21 protein-coding genes are annotated in these 17488 nt (G+C 67.3%); 10 read left to right on the forward strand and 11 right to left on the reverse strand.

The features are described 5' to 3' along the window. Positions 1 to 5: 5 nt before the first annotated feature. From ACFVJ3_RS19755 to ACFVJ3_RS19770, 4 genes are all read right to left on the reverse strand, one after another. Positions 6 to 1235, reverse strand: a complete 1230-nt coding sequence (locus ACFVJ3_RS19755; protein ID WP_378453627.1) for an acyl-CoA dehydrogenase family protein — start codon at positions 1233 to 1235, stop codon at positions 6 to 8. A gap of 28 nt (positions 1236 to 1263) precedes the next feature. Next, positions 1264 to 2196, reverse strand: coding sequence for an LLM class flavin-dependent oxidoreductase (locus ACFVJ3_RS19760; RefSeq protein WP_378453628.1), 933 nt, complete (start codon positions 2194 to 2196; stop codon positions 1264 to 1266). A gap of 120 nt (positions 2197 to 2316) precedes the next feature. After that, positions 2317 to 2691, reverse strand: a complete 375-nt coding sequence (locus ACFVJ3_RS19765) for a hypothetical protein (protein WP_378453629.1) — start codon at positions 2689 to 2691, stop codon at positions 2317 to 2319. Beyond that, positions 2660 to 3535 (reverse strand): ABC transporter substrate-binding protein, encoded by an 876-nt coding sequence (locus ACFVJ3_RS19770; RefSeq protein WP_378453630.1) that lies wholly within the window; start codon positions 3533 to 3535, stop codon positions 2660 to 2662. Before ACFVJ3_RS19770 ends, ACFVJ3_RS19765 begins: the two co-directional genes overlap by 32 nt. A gap of 204 nt (positions 3536 to 3739) precedes the next feature. Here ACFVJ3_RS19770 and ACFVJ3_RS19775 point away from each other — a divergent pair, with 204 nt between their 5' ends. The 6 genes from ACFVJ3_RS19775 to ACFVJ3_RS19800 all read left to right on the forward strand — a co-directional run bounded on the left by ACFVJ3_RS19775 (position 3740) and on the right by ACFVJ3_RS19800 (position 9194). Then, a complete protein-coding gene (locus tag ACFVJ3_RS19775) occupies positions 3740 to 4132 on the forward strand; it encodes a DUF3592 domain-containing protein (RefSeq protein WP_378453631.1) in 393 nt (130 codons plus the stop codon). A gap of 43 nt (positions 4133 to 4175) precedes the next feature. Next, the gene (locus tag ACFVJ3_RS19780; protein ID WP_378453632.1) at positions 4176 to 5102 is read left to right on the forward strand and encodes an LLM class flavin-dependent oxidoreductase; all 927 of its coding nucleotides are present in this window, start codon (positions 4176 to 4178) and stop codon (positions 5100 to 5102) included. Positions 5103 to 5248: 146 nt separating this feature from the next. Next, positions 5249 to 6265, forward strand: coding sequence for a methionine ABC transporter ATP-binding protein (locus tag ACFVJ3_RS19785; RefSeq protein ID WP_378453633.1), 1017 nt, complete (start codon positions 5249 to 5251; stop codon positions 6263 to 6265). After that, positions 6262 to 6954, forward strand: a complete 693-nt coding sequence (locus ACFVJ3_RS19790; protein ID WP_378453634.1) for a methionine ABC transporter permease — start codon at positions 6262 to 6264, stop codon at positions 6952 to 6954. The genes ACFVJ3_RS19785 and ACFVJ3_RS19790 overlap by 4 nt, the downstream gene beginning before the upstream one ends. A 39-nt stretch (positions 6955 to 6993) precedes the next feature. After that, positions 6994 to 7920, forward strand: coding sequence for a MetQ/NlpA family ABC transporter substrate-binding protein (locus tag ACFVJ3_RS19795; protein ID WP_378453635.1), 927 nt, complete (start codon positions 6994 to 6996; stop codon positions 7918 to 7920). Then, positions 7920 to 9194 carry an LLM class flavin-dependent oxidoreductase gene (locus ACFVJ3_RS19800; RefSeq protein ID WP_378453636.1) on the forward strand — a complete coding sequence of 425 codons (1275 nt, stop codon included), beginning with the start codon at positions 7920 to 7922 and terminating at the stop codon, positions 9192 to 9194. Before ACFVJ3_RS19795 ends, ACFVJ3_RS19800 begins: the two co-directional genes overlap by 1 nt. Before the next feature lie 10 nt (positions 9195 to 9204). On the opposite strand, the gene ACFVJ3_RS19805 is transcribed toward ACFVJ3_RS19800, so the two are convergent. After that, entirely contained in the window at positions 9205 to 9645 is a 441-nt protein-coding gene (locus tag ACFVJ3_RS19805; protein ID WP_378453637.1) for a winged helix-turn-helix transcriptional regulator, read from the reverse strand. 114 nt (positions 9646 to 9759) lie between these two features. Here ACFVJ3_RS19805 and ACFVJ3_RS19810 point away from each other — a divergent pair, with 114 nt between their 5' ends. Beyond that, on the forward strand, positions 9760 to 10674 hold the full coding sequence (locus ACFVJ3_RS19810) for an NADP-dependent oxidoreductase (protein WP_378453638.1): 915 nt from the start codon (positions 9760 to 9762) through the stop codon (positions 10672 to 10674). A gap of 72 nt (positions 10675 to 10746) precedes the next feature. Here the strand turns inward: ACFVJ3_RS19810 and ACFVJ3_RS19815 are convergent, their stop codons facing one another. After that, positions 10747 to 11013, reverse strand: a complete 267-nt coding sequence (locus ACFVJ3_RS19815) for a helix-turn-helix domain-containing protein (protein ID WP_378453639.1) — start codon at positions 11011 to 11013, stop codon at positions 10747 to 10749. Positions 11014 to 11108: 95 nt separating this feature from the next. Between ACFVJ3_RS19815 and map the strand changes: the two genes are divergently transcribed. Continuing rightward, complete coding sequence (gene map / locus ACFVJ3_RS19820; protein ID WP_378453640.1) at positions 11109 to 11897, forward strand: type I methionyl aminopeptidase; 789 nt, start codon at positions 11109 to 11111, stop codon at positions 11895 to 11897. A gap of 43 nt (positions 11898 to 11940) precedes the next feature. On the opposite strand, the gene ACFVJ3_RS19825 is transcribed toward map, so the two are convergent. From ACFVJ3_RS19825 to ACFVJ3_RS19840, 4 genes are all read right to left on the reverse strand, one after another. Continuing rightward, positions 11941 to 12687: a DUF899 family protein gene (locus tag ACFVJ3_RS19825; protein ID WP_378453641.1), complete on the reverse strand. Its 747-nt coding sequence runs from the start codon at positions 12685 to 12687 to the stop codon at positions 11941 to 11943. Positions 12688 to 12781: 94 nt separating this feature from the next. Further along, entirely contained in the window at positions 12782 to 14002 is a 1221-nt protein-coding gene (locus tag ACFVJ3_RS19830; RefSeq protein WP_378453642.1) for an RNA polymerase sigma factor, read from the reverse strand. Next, complete coding sequence (locus ACFVJ3_RS19835) at positions 13999 to 14334, reverse strand: YciI family protein (protein WP_378453643.1); 336 nt, start codon at positions 14332 to 14334, stop codon at positions 13999 to 14001. Before ACFVJ3_RS19835 ends, ACFVJ3_RS19830 begins: the two co-directional genes overlap by 4 nt. Before the next feature lie 94 nt (positions 14335 to 14428). Beyond that, positions 14429 to 15055 (reverse strand): class I SAM-dependent methyltransferase, encoded by a 627-nt coding sequence (locus tag ACFVJ3_RS19840; protein ID WP_378453644.1) that lies wholly within the window; start codon positions 15053 to 15055, stop codon positions 14429 to 14431. Positions 15056 to 15335: 280 nt separating this feature from the next. Between ACFVJ3_RS19840 and ACFVJ3_RS19845 the strand changes: the two genes are divergently transcribed. Then, complete coding sequence (locus ACFVJ3_RS19845) at positions 15336 to 15860, forward strand: YceI family protein (RefSeq protein ID WP_378453645.1); 525 nt, start codon at positions 15336 to 15338, stop codon at positions 15858 to 15860. 135 nt (positions 15861 to 15995) lie between these two features. On the opposite strand, the gene ACFVJ3_RS19850 is transcribed toward ACFVJ3_RS19845, so the two are convergent. Further along, the gene (locus ACFVJ3_RS19850; RefSeq protein ID WP_009476254.1) at positions 15996 to 16199 is read right to left on the reverse strand and encodes a cold-shock protein; all 204 of its coding nucleotides are present in this window, start codon (positions 16197 to 16199) and stop codon (positions 15996 to 15998) included. A gap of 369 nt (positions 16200 to 16568) precedes the next feature. Here ACFVJ3_RS19850 and ACFVJ3_RS19855 point away from each other — a divergent pair, with 369 nt between their 5' ends. Beyond that, positions 16569 to 17486, forward strand: coding sequence for an alpha/beta hydrolase (locus ACFVJ3_RS19855; RefSeq protein WP_378453646.1), 918 nt, complete (start codon positions 16569 to 16571; stop codon positions 17484 to 17486). Positions 17487 to 17488 lie beyond the last annotated feature (2 nt).

The raw sequence follows: 17488 nt of genomic DNA on the forward strand, positions 1-17488 counted from the left end.
CCGAATCAGAAGAATCCGGTGTCGGGAAGCGGAGTCTCGTTGACCACGAGGTCGCCGATCACCCGCGCCTTGTACACCGTCGGGTTGTGGGAGAACAGGGTTCGCAGATTGCGCCAGTGCCTGTCCAGGTGCGCCGACTCCCGGGTGGCCGAGGCGCCGCCGACCTCGAACAACCGGGTGGCTGCCCGGAGCGCGATGTCCTCGATGGAGACCTTCACCTTCGCGGCCAGTACCGCGGCCTCCTGCTCGAGCCGGGCGTCGACGCCGGACGTGCGCGCGACGTCCGCGGCCACATCCTGTGCTGCCGCAGCCGCCCGGACCACGGACTCCGCTGCGAAGGCCGCCGCGGACAGCGTTCCGACGATCTCGAGCAACTGCGGATCGTGACGTGGTTCCTCGGCGACAGCGAACACGAAACTGCGCTTGCGACCGCGGATCAGCTCGGCGGACTCGGCCGTGACGGTGCGGAGGATGCCCGCCGCGATCGCGTGCAGATACAACTGGGGAAGGGCCTGCCGCGGCCGGGTCTCCTCGTCGCCACCGCGGAACGGCAGCGTCTCGGACTCGTCGACGGCAACGTTCTCGAATACCGTCGTCCCGCTGCCGGTGTGGCGCTGGCCGATTCCGTCCCAGTCGTCCTTGTGGACGATCCCCGCCCGGTCGGCGGGAACGATTGCGCTGAGCGCCTTGCCGTCCGGAAGGTTGGCGGAAACCCGGATGAAATCGGAGTACAGCGACCCGGTGCTGTAGAACTTGACCCCGTCGAGGCGGTACCCGCCGGGATGCGGTGTCAGGGTGGATTCGAAGCTGTAGGAGCCGACGGCGCGGGTGCTCAGCTCCGAGGATGCGCCGCCGAACAGTTTACCCGACAGGATCTCCGGCAGCCATGCGTCCTTGCGTTCGGTGCGCGGGGCCCGCAGCACTTCCTCGACGAACGCGTAGTGGACCCGGACAATGTGTGGCACATCGGGATCGGCCTCGGCGAGGTCGATCACCAGATCGAAGAGATCCTGCAAGGTATAGCCACCGCCGCCGTGTTCCCGCGGCACACGCACGGCCCCGAGCCGGTGTTCGCGGATCAACTCGACGGCCCGCTGTGGGCCTTCGGTCCCGCCACGGGCGCGCCGCCGCGCGGCGTCCTCGGCGATCACGGCGATCACGGCCGCCAGTTCGGCGGAGCCGCGTGCCGGCGGACGCACCGCCTCCGGCGCGGGGGCCTCGGATACCGCTGTCATGGTGAATCTCCTGTCTTCGGTGGAATGCTCAGGTGACCGGGAACGCGCTGCGGCCGCCGGACAGTACGGTCTCCGCCGTCTGCAACCCCAGACGGTCACGCAGGGTGCGCCGCGGGTCCTGGAAGATCGGCTCCCGCCGCACCGCGTCGAGCAGGACGGGCAAGGTAGCCGTGGTGGCCCCTCGGAAGACCACACCGTCGGCCTCCGTCGCCAGAGGGAAAACGCCGTCCGGGGCCCAGTGCCGGTCGAGCAGCAACACCTGGTCACGGGCGGCATCGGGGTCGAAGTGCGCCCGGTAGCGTCGCACCGCATCCTCGTCCGCGAGGATCACGGCGTCGGCCGTGCGCCGCGCCGCCACCAATTCGGCCGCGTTCGCGGGACGCCAGAACACGGGCGGCTTGCGTTGCGGTGGCTCGGGAACGTTGAGTGGGCCCGACACGGAGAACGTACCCGCATGATCGATGTAGACGATCCGCTCGGATTCCGCGAAGATGCCGCGCTCGGCGTCGTCGACGATGCTGTCGCCCGGCCAGCTCTCCCACAACTTCCGGACGACCGACACGGCTTCGACCGCAGCGTCCACCGGGTCCGCGCTCGTCCAGCTCCCCACCGCGCCGTCGCCCGACCCGATCAGCCATCCGACCCTGCCGCGGGATCCGTGATCGAGCGAGCCGAGCCGACGCGCGAGATTGAAGGGGTGATCGCGGACGGGAGCACCGGCCACCACCAGTCCGGCCGACGTCGTGTGACGAGCCAGGACGGTGGCGGCCACGGTCGCATCGATCGTCGCGGAACTCGATTCCCCCGCGTCCAGGCGGTCACCGCCGAGAACGACGAAGTCGATTCCCGACTCGTCGATGCTGCGCCCGAACTCTTCTCGTCGCGCCGGCTCCCTCGGGTCGAGCAGCTCGGTGACGAGTGCGGCGTCGACGTGCAGTCCGACGACGGAATGACGGCTCATGACGGTTCCCCTTTCCGCGATAGTCGTTACCTTCCCAGAGCATCGCTCACGGGACGAGCGTTGCGCTCAGTCTGATTCTGGACGCGTCGTGACATGAACTGCTCTGTCCCCCATCAGCACTCACTTGCGCTCCGTCCAGGTGTCGTAGAACCAGGGCACGGAGTTGGCCGCGTTGCGGAAGTCGTGGATGTGCGGGGCGACGGCGAAGATCTGGGTATCCAGCAGAAGGGGGATCGTGTACGCGTTGTCGATCACGTGATCCTGAATTTGTTCGATCAACGCGATCCGCTTGGTCCGGTCCGTCTCGGTGACCTGCGAACGGAGCAGGCCGTCGAGATACGGGTCGTTGCCTTCGAGCTGGAACAGATCACCCTGGTCGCTGTCGTAGTTCTGGGTCAGCCGGAAGGTGTCCGCGGTGGGCCACCCGTTGCGACGCAGGCTGAGTTTCGGATCCGCGGTCGCCTTACCGGCAGTCCTGCAAAACCGACCCCGCACCCGGATAGTTCGCGAAGTCGGTCTGCTTCAGCTGCAGCGAGATTCCCACCGCACGGAGTTGACGCTGGACGAGTTCGTACAACGGTTTCGACGTGTGGTCGTAGACGTCGATGTACAGACCGAGTTCGAGTGGCCGGCCGTCCTTCTGCCGGATGCCATCCGCATCTCGCGTGGTCCAACCCGACGCGTCGAGCCGGCGATTCGCCTCGTCCGGGTCGAATCGCACCTCGTCGGAACGGTCCTTCCACCCCAGCGCGCCCTCGGTGATGATGCTGTTCGCGGGCTTCCAATTGTCGGAATACAGCGTGGACACGATCTGGTCCCGGTCGATCCCGTACATCACCGCCTTGCGAACGTTGACGTCGTCGACGAAATCGGCGGTCTGCCGCACATCGAGGACGTTGGCCAGACCGGGAGTGCGCAGGCCCAGAACGGTGAAACCCTCCTTCTGGAGCAGCGCCTCGTCCGGCGGCTGGGTGTACCGGAGGGCGTCGCCCTCCCCGGAGCGCAACGCACCCACGCGGATGCTGTCCTCCTCGATCGGCACGACCGTCACCGAATCGAGGTACGCCTCGCCCTGGTGCTTCGCGGTGGCGGGCGCCCAGTCGTACCCGTGGCGCTTGACGAGTCTGATCTCCTTGTTCGGAATCTCCGACTCCGCGACGAACGGTCCGCTGCCGATCAGATTGGTCACCACCGACTGATCTTCCTTGCTGGCATCGATGGTTGCGTCCGCGACGAGCCCGGCCGTGTTCATCGACAACGCCGCCAGGAACAGGGCGTTCGGTTCCGCCAGATGCACGGTGACCGTGCGTGCGGCCGCATCGGTGTCGACCGCCGTCACCTTCAACCGTAGGCCGCCGACCGCCCGTTCTCCGAGTCTTCCGCTCGTCCTGATTTCAACGACCTTCCTAAATGTTTGCCAGCCAAAGCTATTCGAGTCACCTTCGACTACGGGGATTCGAAACAAAACGCACAGGGTTCGTGTTCCGCTCACGCTGCGGAGAAGGCTGTACGACACACCGACGCGGGCCGTAACGTCGCCCGTGTGATCATCGTCTGGATCATCGCGGGTGCGTTCCTCCTGTTCCGTGGGGTTCCGGGCGTCCTCGCGCTGTGGAGATCCCGGTCGTGGACCGGGTCCGAATGCTCGGTCGTCGACGTACGGCCGTCGATCAGCTATTCGTATCGGATCGGACGCGACGAGTTCGTCGGTCAGCGGCGGACATTCGATCCCGGACCGACGCTCGGCGCCTCCCTGTCCGATGCGGGTAGGGGCGAATTCCGTGTCGGACAGGTTCTCTGGCTGTGGTACGACCCGCAGAATCCGCGGTCCAGCGTCCTCCGGCGCAGTGCGTCCGTATCGATGTTGCTGGTCGTCCTGGGCCTGACGTCCCTCGCGCTCGCGACATCCAGCCTCTTCTCAGGAGATGCCCCTTGACATCACGACAGCAGACCCTCGAACCGACACCGGGAGACCTCCGATGAGTGTGATCCAGCGCAGCAGGACCTTCTACGGCCTCGCACTCGGTGAGCATCTGCTCGTCGACGCCATTCGCCGCGGCCGCGTCGACGAACTCGCCGCATTCATCACCCGCACGGGCGCGGACTTCGTCCTGCTCGGTGTCGAGCGGGTGTCGCGGACCGCTCCCCGGCCCACCGCGGCGCTGTCCCCCAGCGTGTCCGCCGCAGCCCTGATCGCCGCCACCGACGACGTCGGTGTGTTCGTCACCGCGGTCCCCCACCTCGACCACCCGTACAACCTGGCTCGCCGGCTCGCATCGCTCGATCACACCAGCCGCGGCCGGGTCGGCTGGCTCACCGGCGTGGAAGACCGATCGGCGCCGGGCAACCTGGCCTCGGCGGGGGTCTGGATCGATGCCGGACCGAGTCCCGCAGCCACGACCGACGCGATCCACGCTTCGCGCACGCTGTGGGAGAGCTGGCCGGCCGACACGATCCGTGGACGCCCACACGACGTGCGTTTCGCGGATTCCGACCGGATCGTCTACGCCGACCACCGCGGGGTCTTCGACATCGCCGGCCCCCTCAACGTCCCCACCCCGCCGCAGCAGACGATTCCCGTCGCGTGGTGGGCGCAGGACGGCGACGACATCGTCTCCGCCGCCGAGGTTTCCGACATCGTCGTGCTGGACCGCAGCCAGGTCGACCGTCACGGGCAGGCTGTGCGTGAGCACGCCTTGCTGTTCGTCGCCGACGATCCCGACGCCACGGAGGTCGACGGTCACATCGCGACCGTCACCGACCTCGACGCCGGCTTCGCCGCGTGGCCGAGGCCGACTCGACCCCGTGGGTACCGGCAGCGCTCGCTCCGGGCGACGCTGCGGCTGCCCGATCCGGCGCCGGCACCAGCCCACCGCCGTCCGGTCTATCCGGGCGCGCAAAACTAGCGTCCTTTCTGATCAAGTCGATTCTTAGGCATGACTTTCCGTTTACCCGCGCCTATCGTTTCGGGAATCCACCGGCCCGTCCACGGGCCGGAATTCCGTCCCGACGGCCGACCCGAGGTGCCGTCATCCGACACAGGTGGTTCAGCATGATCGAAGTCCGTTCCGTCACGAAACGATTCGGGAAGAAGTCCCGTTCCGTCGAAGTGCTCCACGACATCGACTTCTCCGTCGGCACCGGCCAGATCGCGGCGGTGATCGGCCAGAGCGGTGCGGGCAAGACCACGCTGTCGCGCATCATCAGCCTGCTGGAGCGCCCGTCCGAGGGCCGCATACTGCTCGACGGCACCGACGTCTCGGGACTGTCCGAACACCGGCTCCGCGATCAGCGTCGCGCGATCGGCACGATCTTCCAGGCGTCGAGCCTCCTCGCCCGTCGCACGGCGGCCGAGAATGTGTCGCTGCCACTGGAATTCGCCGGTGTGGGCCGCTCCGAGCGGCGGGCACGGGTGGCGGAACTGCTCGAGCGGGTGGGATTGTCCGACAAGGCCGACCTCTACCCCCGGCAGCTGTCCGGCGGGCAGCGGCAACGCGTCGGGATCGCCCGCTCGCTGGCACTCGCTCCCAGGGTCCTGGTGTCGGACGAGGCGACGTCCGGGCTCGATCCCAGCACCACGCGATCCATCCTCGCGTTGCTGCGCGAACTGCGCGACGACCTCGGGCTCACGATCGTGCTGATCACCCACGAAATGGATGTCGTCCGGCAGGTCGCGGACGTCGTCACCGTCCTCGACGCGGGGCGGGTAGTGGAATCGGGCCCGGTGATCGAACTCCTCCGGAATCCCCACTCCGAACTCGGCGTCGGCCTCCTCCCCGACCGTTCACACATCACCGCCGAGGACCGGGACGTGCTCTGGCACGTCACCTACGGCTCCGACACCGTCCCCACCAACTGGATCGAGCTTCTCGGCAAGGCCACCGGCCGGTCGATCGGGGTGCTGTCCGGGACCGTGGAATCGGTCGGCGGACGCCCGGCGGGGCGGGTCACCATCTCGGTGGCCGGTGAGCATCCGTCCGTCGGCGAGCTGCTGTCGTCGTGGGGCCTGCACGGAACCCGGGTCGACGACGACGCATCCGCCCGGGCCACCGAGGAGGCCGCGGCATGAGCGCCCCGGGCAGTGTCGTTCTGGCCATCTCGACTCCGGTCGACGAACTTCCCGAGCTGTTCCTCCCCGCCCTGCAGCAGACCGTGCAGATGGTCGGGATCACGGTGATCCTGGCGATCCTGCTGGGCACTCCGCTGGCGGTCATCCTGCACAACACCGCTCCCCGCGGGCTGTTCCCCAACCCGGCGATCAACGCGGTGGCGGGCTGGGTGGTCAATCTCGGACGATCGCTTCCGTTCCTGGTGCTGATGGCCGCCATCATCCCCTTCACCCGATTCGTCGTCGGCACCTCGCTCGGGGTGCAGGCGGCGGCCGTTCCGATGACGCTGGCCGCCACACCGTATGTCGCGCGACTGATCGAGAACTCGCTGCGGGACGTTCCCCCCGAAGTGGTGGAAGTGGGCCGCGCCTCGGCCGGGTCGAACTTCCAGATCATCCGCAAAGTGCAACTCCACGAAGCGGTCCCGACCATCATCGGCGCGCTGACCATCGCGCTGATCGGAATCCTCGACATGTCGGCGATCGCGGGAGCGGTGGGCGCAGGCGGCATCGGCAACCTCGCCATCGCCTACGGCTACAACCGATTCGACGACACCGTGATGATCACGACGGTCATCGCGCTCGTGGTACTGGTCCAGGTCATCCAGCTCGTCGGCGATCTGGCCGCCCGCCTCACCAACCGGCGCTGAGCCTTCCTTCACATTCACCCAGATCAGAGGACAACACCCATGACGACTCGACCCCGCTCGGTGACGCGCGCCCGCGCTGTGGCGGCAGGCGGACTGACGGCCACGCTGCTTCTCCTCCTCACCGCGTGCGGCGCGGTCGGGGGCAACGACCGAACCGAGGGCGACGGCCCGCAGACCACGTTCAAGATCGGATACACCGCCGGATCGATCCTGGACGAGAAGCTCGCCAAGGAAGTCGCGAAACTCGCTCCCGACCACGGCATCACCGTCGAACCGGTGCAGATCGAGGATTCGAAACTCAAGAATCTTGCGGTCTCCCAGGGCGACATCGACGCCAACCACAGCCAGCATCAGGAGTGGATGCGCGTGCAGAACGAGGACGGCAACCTCGGACTGTATGCGGCCGGAGACTGGTACGTCCTCAAGTTCTCGGGCTATTCCGAGAAGTACGACAAGCTCGAGGATCTCCCCAAGGGCGCGAAGGTCGCCATCCCCGACGACCCGTCGAATCAGGCGCAGGCACTGCAGACCCTGCAGGACCTCGGCCAGCTGACCCTGAAGGACGGTGTCGACCCGTCGCGCGTGACCATCCGCGACGTGAAGGACAACCCGAAGTCGTTCGAGTTCACCGAGGCCGCGCTGGCGCAGTTGCCGCGCACGCTCCCCGACGTCGACCTGGCACTGGGCTGGCGTTCCAACTTCGACCTCGCCGACGTCCCCGACGACAAAATCGTCTTCAACGCCCCCGCGTACGAGTTGTACTGGATCGAGGTCGTCATCAACGAGAAGAACAAGGACAACCCCGACTTCGCGCCGCTGCTCGACACCTACCACGACCCGCGGATCGGCCAGCTCATCGACAGCGACCCGTTCTTCTCCCGGGTGGCGCAGAGCATCGAATCGGCGCGAGCCACCGACCGCAGCCAGACCAACGTCGACGGCGCGGCCGCGAAGCCTGCCGGCTGATGCCCGCGCTGCGAGAGGTCATCCTCAACGTCAACGTGCTGGACGTGGGTTTCCACCCGTCCGCGTGGCGGGCTCCGGACCTGCACCCGAGGTCGTTCATAGACCCCGATTACTACACCGAGGTCGCGAAGATCGCCGAGCGCGGCACACTCGACGCGCTGTTCCTCGCGGACGGTCCTGCGCTCCGCGAGGATCCCGCCGTCAAACCGACACGGGCCCTCGAACCCACCACCGTGCTCGGGGTGGTGGCGAGCGCGACGGAACACCTCGGGCTGATCGGCACGGCGTCGACGACGTTCAACGATCCATTCGACCTGGCGGACCGGTTCCTCTCCCTCGACGTCGTGTCCGGCGGACGGGTGGCGTGGAATGTGGTGACCACGTTCCACGCCGGGACCGCCCACAATTTCGGCCTCTCCCGGATTCCCGACCGCGAGTCGCGGTATCGCCGGGCCACGGAGTTCGTGGACGTCGTCACGGCGCTGTGGGAATCGGCGACCACCCGGGTGCCCGTGCACCACGACGGGGAGTACTTCCACGTTCACGGCGTACTGCCCGTGCCGCCGTCGCCGCAGGGCCACCCCCTGCTCGTGCAGGCCGGCGGCTCCCCGCAGGGCCGCGCACTGGCAGGACGCAGCGCCGACGCGGTGTTCTCGGCGGAGCTCACCCTTGCTGCCGGGCAACAGCACTACCGGGAAGTGAAAGACGTCGCGCGCGTAGCCGGTCGCGATCCCCAGGCGGTGAAGATCCTTCCCGGCCTCGTCACCGTGGTGGGCAGCACCGAGGCCGAGGCGATCGCCCGGTACGAGGACTGGGAATCCAAGGCCGCCGACGGCTTCTCCGCCGAACGTCTCGGCGGCATGCTCGGCGTCGACCTGAGCTCGCTCGACCCGGACCGGCCGATCCCCGAGGAGTTGCTCCTCGCTCCCGTCGATCCGTCGTTCGCCGGTTCCCTCGGATTCCGGGAAGCCGTTGTGCGACTGGCACTCGAAAGCCGGTACTCGGTGTCCGAACTGCTCCGCCAGGCCGGCGGCTTCGGCCACCGGCTCGTCGTCGGCTCACCCGAACAGATCGCCGACACCATCGAGGAATGGTTCCTGGCGGGCGCGGCGGACGGCTTCAACCTGATGCCGGACGGATTCCCCTCCGGGCTCACCGATTTCGTCGATCACGTCGTGCCGCTCCTCCGCGAGAAGGGGATCTTCCGGCACGAGTACGCCGAATCCACCCTCCGCGAACGCTTCGAGGGCGCCCCGCTCCCCGTGAGTGGTTAGGTTCAGAGCGCTAGCCGACGCGGGTGTCGTACGTGTTTCTGTTGGCGAGCACCTCGTCCATATGCGCCTCCGCCCACGCCTTGACACCGCGCATGACGGCGTGGAGCGAGAGTCCGAGGTCGGTCAGCTCGTAGGTGACCGTGACGGGCACGGTCGGCGTCACCGTGCGGGTGAGCAGGCCGTCGCGTTCGAGGGAGCGCAGCGTCTGCGTGAGCATCTTCTGGCTGACTCCGGCCAGCCGACGGGACAGCTCCGAGTAGCGCATCCGCCGAGGCTCGTCGACGCAGTCTTCGCCCGGGTGCGGTCCATCGCTGCCCAGCGCGGCCAGGACCAGCGTCACCCACTTGTCGGAGATCCGGTCGAGGAGCTGACGGCTGGGACACGTCGCCAGGAACGCCTCGTACTCCACCTTCGCCTGCGCCCGCTCCTGGGCCGCCGTCGTTGTCGGCATCGACCGCTCCTTCCTCCGCGGTGACATACGCACCCTGAAGTGCCTACTTCCCTTTGGAGAGTAACCCCTCCATCGTGGTGGTGCAGCACAAATACCGGCTCACAGGAGGCGAACATGTCCACCACCACCACCTTCCGCACCGCAATCGTCCGCACCCCGGGCGGTCCCGACTCCATCGAGATCATCGACGTACCCGTCGTCGAGCCCGGGCCGGGCCAGGTCCGGGTCGAGATCGCCGGGGCCGCGGTCAACCCCGTGGACCTGGCGCTTGCCGCCGGGGTGTTCCACCGGCTCGGGCTGATCGACCAGCCCGACCACACCGGCCTGGGCTGGGACTTTGCCGGCACCGTCACCGCGGCTGGTCCGGACGTCGACATCCCGGTCGGCAGCCGCGTCGCAGGGCTGGTCGCCGGGTTCGACCGCGACTTCGGCACGTACGCCGAGCAGCTGATCGTCCCGGCGAGCGACACCGCCCTCGTGCCGGACGGTCTCGACCTGGCCACCGCAGCCACGGTCCCACTCAACGGCCTGGCCGCAGACCAGCTGGTCGAGGTGCTCGGCGACGGTGGAGGCCGGAGCCTGCTGGTGACCGGAGCCGCCGGAGCGGTCGGGGCGTACGTCGTGACGCTCGCCCAGGACCGCGGCTGGCGGGTCACTGGACTGGCCCGGGACGAAGACGAGAAATTCGTGCGCGGCCTCGGCGCCGACTTCACCGCAGCGGCGGCGCGCGCCTGGGACGCGGTAGCCGACGGCGCCGCACTCCAGGAACAGTGCCTCACGCTGGTCCGCGACGGCGGCCTCTTCGTCGGCGTGCAACCGGGCGCGGCGCCGGCAGCGGAACGCGGCGTCACCGTCCGCGTGCTGGTGGCACATCCCGACGGTGCCCGGCTCGCCCAGCTCCTCGACTCCACCGCCAGCGGCCACCTGCCGGCGCGGGTACACGCCGTCGTACCGCTCGACCAGGTCGCCGACGCCCACCGCGCGGTCGCGCAGGGCGGCGTCCGCGGGAAGTACGTCCTTCAGCCCTGATCTCCGCCACCCCGGCCACAACCTTCCGGGAATGGCCCCAACCAGGCGACACCGGGTCGGGCTGGACAATTGCTACCCGGTTTGCCGGAGGCCGGTGCTGGCAAGGCAGATGTCGGCAAGCTCGTCGAGCGACAGGGGAAGCACGCGGGCGAGGGCCGCGACGGTCGTGAATGCGGGTGTCGCCATTCGCCCGGTCTCGATCTTTCGAAGAGTCTCCGGAGAGATCCCGGCCGCCTCCGCAACCTCGGCGAGGGTGCGATCACCGCGCGCCTGCCGCAGCTGAAGACCGAGGCGCTTACCTGCGGCCAGCTGTTCCGGAGTCAGAGGAAGACGCACCATGCGAGCAGTCTAACTCCGCAGCGGTATGAAAATACCTACACACCGTCTAGAGTGGTATTTTAATACCGATTTTGGCCTATCAGGAGGAGTAGTTGGTGCTGGAACTGAAAACACCACGGGAGATCGCTGCGATGGACGTCACCGGCACGTTCATCGCCGAGTTGCTCGACGATCTCGAACACCGCGCGCGCCCGGGTGTGAATCTGCTCGAGCTCGAAGAACGCGCCCGCCAGCTGATCGCCCAGCGCGGCGCCACGTCATGCTACTGGGACTACGCGCCGTCATTCGGGCGCGGAACGTTCCGCAACGTCATCTGCCTGTCGGTCAACGACGCCGTACTCCACGGCCTGCCGCACGACTACGTGCTGCAGAACGGGGACCTGCTGAGCATGGACATCGCAGTGTCCATCGACGGGTGGGTCGCCGACTGTGCCCGCAGCATCATCGTCGGTGATCCACGACCCGAGGACGAACGCCTCATCGCAGCCACCGAAAAGGCCCTGACAGCCGGCATCGCCGCCGCGATACCCGGCAACCGGCTGGGCGATATCTCTGCCGCGATCGGCGCGGTCGCCGCCGAGTACGGGTACCCGGTCAACACCGAGTTCGGTGGTCACGGGCTCGGACGAACCATGCACGAGGATCCGCACGTATCGAACACAGGACGTGCGGGCCGAGGACTCACCCTGCGCCCGGGGCTGACCCTCGCCCTCGAACCGTGGTTCGCAGCCGGCACGGACAAGATCGTCTACGACCCCGACGGGTGGACCATCCGCTCGGCGGATGGATCGCGTACCTCGCACAGCGAACACACCATCGCGATCACCGACGGCCCGCCGCTCGTGCTGACGCGCCGCGAACACGTCGCCGCATCTGCACGGTGATCCGGTATCGCGAGTCACCGCACTCTGCCGTCCATCGGCGGCATCAGCGCTCGATGGTGCCGAGGTCGTCAGAGCGTCCGGCGTCCAGGCGGGACCACTGCGCGGTGGGCCGTCCGTCGGTGCGCATGATTTCCCGCGTGCGGCGCTCCCAACGCTGAGGCCAACCGCTCGGCGAGTCCTCCCACGTTTCCTGACGGCCGTACGCGGTCATGTCGAGTAACCCGTACGTCGGAGCCATCGGTTCCAGGCCACGACCGCTGGTCCAGAACGTCTCGAACACCCTGTCCTCCTGTCGCAGATAACAGACCAGCGGCGCCGGGGACCGTTGGCGATCGCCGAGCAGCGCATTCGCCGCATCCTGCGCGGAGTACCAGGGCACGTCCCAACCCATGAAGTCGCGGTAGCGGACGCTCACGTCGTACGGGCCTTGGCACAGCGTGGCGTACGTGACGTCGCGGGAGTGCAGGTATGACAGCTCGCGCACCTGGCCGTTGAAGAACGTGCAGCCCTCACATTGTTCGGCCGCGGGGTGGCCGGCGTGCCACATGTGGAAGTACGCGATCAACTGGCGGCGGCCCTCGAACACGTCCAGCAGCGGGACCGTCCCGTGCGGGCCGACCAGGGTGACGGCGGGGTCCACCTCGACCATCGGCAGTCGCCGGCGGGCCGCAGCGATCGCGTCGCCTTCGTGGGTGTGCGACTTCTCCCGGACCCGCAGCGCATCCAGTTCGGCCTGGTAGGTCGCGCGGCCGACGACAAACGGTGCCGGCGGGGTCGTGTCGGTGTTCACAAGACTCTCCCTTCCTCTTGGTGTGCTTTCAACCAACCGACGAAGGATGCCGTCCGAGATCGACAACGTCCGCGAAAGAAATCTCGAGATTTCTTCAGAGCTCGCGGAGGCGACCGGTCAGGTAGCGGCGTTCGGCCTCCATCTGGGCCAGCTTCAGTGCTTGCTCGTACGCTGCCTTGGCCTCGGCGGTACGGCCGTCCCGGCGGAGCAGATCGGCCCGGGTCGCGGGCAGCAGGTGGTACCGGTCGAGTCGGCCGGATGCCGTGATCTCGTCGACCAGGGCCAGGCCGGCCGGAATGCCGTCGGCCATCGCGACCGCCACGGCGTGGTTGAGATCGACGACCGGGGATGGCGCCAGCCGCGCCAACTCGGTGTACAGGGCCGCAATCCGCGGCCAATCCGTGCTCGCCGCGTCGGGCGCGGTGACATGGCAGGCGGCGATAGCGGCCTGCACCTGATAGCCACCGATGCGCCCCGTGGCCAGCGCCTGGTCGAGCGTTGCCACTCCTTCGGAGATCAGCGCCTGGTCCCACCGAGACCGGTCCTGGTTCTCCAGGGTGACCAACACTCCGTCGTCGGTGCGCGTCGCGCGCCGGGACTCGTGCAGCAGCATCAGCGCGAGTAGGCCGCGCGGCTCGGGTTCCCGAGGCATCAGCCGGACCAGGAGCCGGGCCAGGCGGATGGCCTCGGCCGTGAGGGCCCGGCGTTCGTCCTCCTCGTCGTAGCCCTGGTTGAAGATCAGGTAGAGCACCGCCAGTACCGCGGCCAGTCGCTGGGAGAGCAGCTCGATGGGCGGGACCCGGTACGGGATTCCGGCCTCGTGGATCTTGCGCTTGGCGCGGACCAGGCGCTGCGCCATCGTGGACTCGGCGGTCAGGAAGGCCCGGGCGATCTCGGCAGTGCTCAAACCGGCCAACGTACGCAGGGTGAGCGCAACCCGGGCCGGGAACGGCAGCGCCGGATGGCAACAGGTGAAGATCAGCCGCAGCCGCTCGTCGGGGATCTCGTCGTGCGGCAGCTCGTCCGGGTCGCGGGCCAGCACGGCGAGCTGGCGCACCTTGCCTGCACCTGCCGCGTCGCGGCGGAGCCGATCGATCGCGCGGTTGCGAGCCGTCGTGGTGAGCCAGGCGCCGGGGCGGCGCGGAACGCCATCGCGTGGCCAGTTCGTCAATGCGAACGCGAACGCGTCCTGCGCACAGTCCTCGGCCAGATCCCAATCGCCCGTCAACCCGATCAGGGTCGCAACCACCTGGCCCCATTCGTCCCGGAACGCCGCATCGACCGCCGCACGGACTCGGTCATCGGGCGCCGTCATTCCCAGACTGGGCGGATTTCGACGCCGCCCCAACGCGCGTAGGGATGGCCGGCAGCGATCTCGATCGCCTCATCCAGGTTCGCGCACTCGACCATCACGAAGCCGCCGACGAAGTCCTTGGTCTCGACGAACGGCCCATCCGAGACCAGAGTCTCACCTTCGCGGACCCGGACCGTCGTGGCATCCACCACCGGCCGCAGCCGCTGGCCGACGAGCAGACCGCCGCGTCGTTGCACATCCTCCCACCATGCCTGATGCACCGGATCGGCAGCGAGTTCCTCGTTCGTCGGCGATACGGACTCATCGTCGCAGATCAGCAGCACGTACTTCATACCTGCGATCTTGCCCGACCCGGTGTCACAACGGTCGCCGGATCGGCCGGCCGTACTCATAGATCCGGCACAACTTCAGTCTCCCGGAGGAACCTCACCGGGTGCGCTGCCGGCGTGCGGTGATTGCGCCGTGAGGTCTGGTGCCGCTCCCCGTTCGTGTGTGTGTCTCGATCACCTCGAAGCCGGCCGTGAACAACTTCTGGCCGAGTTCAGCCACCGGCCATCGATAGGCAGTGGTCACGGCATGGTCGAAAGTGCCTACGGTTGCTCCTTCGAAGAAACCCACCAGCAACCCTCCGCCCGGCCGAATCACGCGCGCGAACTCGGCGAGCGGAGTCTGGATATCCTGCGGACTGTGGTGAATGAGCGAGTACCACGAAAGCACACCACCCAGCGATTCTGTCGCGGCGTCCAATGCCTCGAAGCCGCCGACTTCGAAGGAAAGCTCTGGATACTGGATACGAGCTCGTTCAACGAATTCAGGAACCAGATCGATCCCGCTCACGGCTACTCCGCACTCGGCCAAGAAGTCAGTCCACTGCCCCGGACCACACCCGGCGTCGAGCACGGGCCCGTCCAGGTTGGCGGCCCAGCTGCTCACCAGGGTCCGATCGGATGGGTGCGTCGAAGTCAGGGAGCCAAAGAGATCCGTGTACTCCTGGGATCTGGCCGAGTATGACTCTCGGACGGTGTCGCCTGGTTGGGCGCTCGTGTTCTCCATGCCGTCGATGATCGTCGATGGGTTGCCCCGTATGCCGAACCATGACCGGGACGAATCGTCCGAACGTCGAGACTCCGACCCGTCCCGCAAGCGGATCCGCCGTCGGGCCCGCGCGAGCTTCTATGAGGCGCTCAGCCCCGTCGCTACGATACTTGCCAGAGGGTGTCCATCTCTGGGCTGAGTCCGCCGAGGCCGATGGTCGGTGACACCCGATCAGGCTGTCCGCTCCTCGACCCGAGACCTTCTCTGGCTACGGATGGCCATCAACCGGAGGTACACGATGACATCGCCGATGGAGTCCGTCCCCCATCTGTCCGCGCTCGCCGGGCCCTGGACTCTGGACCCTGCTCGCACCTCGGTCACTTTTCACACCAAGGCGTTGTGGCTACTCCCGGTCACCGGGACTTTCCACGCCGTCGAGGGCGCCGCAACGGTCAGCGACGACGGAAGTATCACCGGAACGCTGGTCGTCGACGCGACCTCCGTGAACACCGAGAACAGCAAACGCGACGAGCACCTGCGCTCCGCTGACTTCTTCGACGTCCAGAAGTACCCCACCATCGTCTTCACCGCGGCAAAGGCGCGACCCGCCGATCCGGGACACCTACATCTCGACGGCGATCTGACCGTTCACGGCCAGACTCGACCGCTCACCGTCCCCACCCATGTTGTCGCCACGGATGACACCGCGACGGTCACCGCCGAAGTGCACGTCGACCGCAGCAACTGGGGCCTGACCTACACGAAGAAGGGCTCCCTGCTCGCCACCCATGTCGTGATCAAGGCGCACTTCATCAAATCCTGACCAACCGGCAGCGTGGCTATTCGAGACACGCGCCGGAACAGAAACCGTGACAGGCCTCGACCGGTTCCGCGAGCGGATCCTCATCCGGCTGTCGGATGGGGACCGCACCCACCGGGTGCGGTCCCCGCAGACTAGTTAGACAGGCCGCACATTCGTGGCCTGCGGGCCCTTCTGTCCCTGGCCCACCTCGAACTCCACACGCTGGTTCTCATCGAGCGACTTGAAACCGCTGCCCGAGATTTCCGAGTAGTGCACGAAGACGTCCGGAGTTCCGTCGTCGGGTGCGATGAAACCGAAGCCCTTCTCGCCGTTGAACCACTTCACAATGCCCTGCGCCATGCCGATACTCCCTAAATGTCGATCCGGGCACTCACATCGAATTCCCGATCTCGATACCACTGATCCTGCCACCTCGACGACGGATCGGGATGACCGCACCTGATCTGAGGAAGCGGACACCCGCTCGACGCCTATTGCGACTCCCGGATCCGCCGCCCGTCATCGCTCAATTCGGAGCACCAGCCGAGGCCCATTTCTCGGATGCTGCACTTCCACTCGACGGCTTCACCTCGAGCCTTTGTGAGTACTTGTCTCGAGCAAGTCGGGCATGATGTGACCGCGTCGCTCGGCCGAAGTCGTCGCGGACGTACCGGGCGATCCAGAGCGGCAATAGCGTCGTGATGAGACCCCCGAGTGTGAGGAGGGCGCGTGCGGTTCGCGCTGGAGTACTTGATGGCTGACGTGCCTGCGGAGCAGGTCGAAGAAGCTCGGCGCTTCTACAACTCGAGGGCAGCCGGCCGTGGCCCCAGCACTCCCGAGGAGTTGAAGGAAATACGGGCGAGAAGGTCCGCTCCTGCTCCCACCGCTCCACCGGCGATCGAAGAAATGGTCGAGGCCGCGGGAGGGCGTGTCCCGGTGAGGACCTTCACTCCCACAAACGGCCGAGCGCGGGGCGTCTATCTGGACATACACGGCGGCGGCTTCTACATGGACTCCGCAGCGCGAGACGACGTGCGCAACCGTGAGCTCGCGGACGCTCTCCACATCGCCGTCGTCAGCGTCGACTACCGGCTGGCACCCGAGCACCCGTGGCCGGCCGCACCCGACGACTGCGAAGCGGCTGCGCTCTGGCTCGTCGAACATGCTGATGCCCGCTTCGGATCATCCCGACTGGCGATCGGGGGGCAATCGGCGGGAGCGACACTCGCGCTGACAACCCTGCTCCGGCTGAGGGACAGAGGAGACGTCGACAGGTTCACCGGCGCCGCACTCCAATTCGGCACCTATGACGTGAGCGCGCAGACGCCGGCCGGACGTCGGATCGCCGACGAATATTTTATCCAGGCCTACGTCGGCCACGTGGAGGACCGCACTGCTCCGGACATCTCTCCTGTCTACGGCGATCTCCACGGCCTTCCCCCGGCGCTACTGGTCGTCGGGAGCAACGATGTGTTGTTGGAAGACAACCTCGCGATGGCAAGCAGGCTCTCCGCCGCCGGCAATGACGTCCAGCTCCGGATCTATCCCGAGTCGCCCCACGGGTTCACTGGCCACCCCACGGCAATGGCCAGGACGGCGCTCAGCGGCGTCGATTCATGGCTGATCGAGCGGATCGCCCAACCGTAGGA

Origin of the sequence: Rhodococcus sp. NPDC127593 (assembly GCF_042671975.1) — a bacterium.
Taxonomy (GTDB): Bacteria; Actinomycetota; Actinomycetes; order Mycobacteriales; family Mycobacteriaceae; genus Rhodococcus_F.

Bases quoted from the DNA above. Each gene is read 5' to 3' on its own strand.
- ACFVJ3_RS19755 (WP_378453627.1), bottom strand. From the start codon at position 1,235: ATGACAGCGGTATCCGAGGCCCCCGCGCCGGAGGCGGTGCGTCCGCCG.
- ACFVJ3_RS19760 (WP_378453628.1), bottom strand. From the start codon at position 2,196: ATGAGCCGTCATTCCGTCGTCGGACTGCACGTCGACGCCGCACTCGTC.
- ACFVJ3_RS19780 (WP_378453632.1), top strand. From the start codon at position 4,176: ATGAGTGTGATCCAGCGCAGCAGGACCTTCTACGGCCTCGCACTCGGT.
- ACFVJ3_RS19785 (WP_378453633.1), top strand. From the start codon at position 5,249: ATGATCGAAGTCCGTTCCGTCACGAAACGATTCGGGAAGAAGTCCCGT.
- ACFVJ3_RS19790 (WP_378453634.1), top strand. From the start codon at position 6,262: ATGAGCGCCCCGGGCAGTGTCGTTCTGGCCATCTCGACTCCGGTCGAC.
- ACFVJ3_RS19795 (WP_378453635.1), top strand. From the start codon at position 6,994: ATGACGACTCGACCCCGCTCGGTGACGCGCGCCCGCGCTGTGGCGGCA.
- ACFVJ3_RS19800 (WP_378453636.1), top strand. From the start codon at position 7,920: ATGCCCGCGCTGCGAGAGGTCATCCTCAACGTCAACGTGCTGGACGTG.
- ACFVJ3_RS19805 (WP_378453637.1), bottom strand. From the start codon at position 9,645: ATGCCGACAACGACGGCGGCCCAGGAGCGGGCGCAGGCGAAGGTGGAG.
- ACFVJ3_RS19810 (WP_378453638.1), top strand. From the start codon at position 9,760: ATGTCCACCACCACCACCTTCCGCACCGCAATCGTCCGCACCCCGGGC.
- ACFVJ3_RS19815 (WP_378453639.1), bottom strand. From the start codon at position 11,013: ATGGTGCGTCTTCCTCTGACTCCGGAACAGCTGGCCGCAGGTAAGCGC.
- ACFVJ3_RS19830 (WP_378453642.1), bottom strand. From the start codon at position 14,002: ATGACGGCGCCCGATGACCGAGTCCGTGCGGCGGTCGATGCGGCGTTC.
- ACFVJ3_RS19835 (WP_378453643.1), bottom strand. From the start codon at position 14,334: ATGAAGTACGTGCTGCTGATCTGCGACGATGAGTCCGTATCGCCGACG.
- ACFVJ3_RS19840 (WP_378453644.1), bottom strand. From the start codon at position 15,055: ATGGAGAACACGAGCGCCCAACCAGGCGACACCGTCCGAGAGTCATAC.
- ACFVJ3_RS19845 (WP_378453645.1), top strand. From the start codon at position 15,336: ATGACATCGCCGATGGAGTCCGTCCCCCATCTGTCCGCGCTCGCCGGG.
- ACFVJ3_RS19850 (WP_009476254.1), bottom strand. From the start codon at position 16,199: ATGGCGCAGGGCATTGTGAAGTGGTTCAACGGCGAGAAGGGCTTCGGT.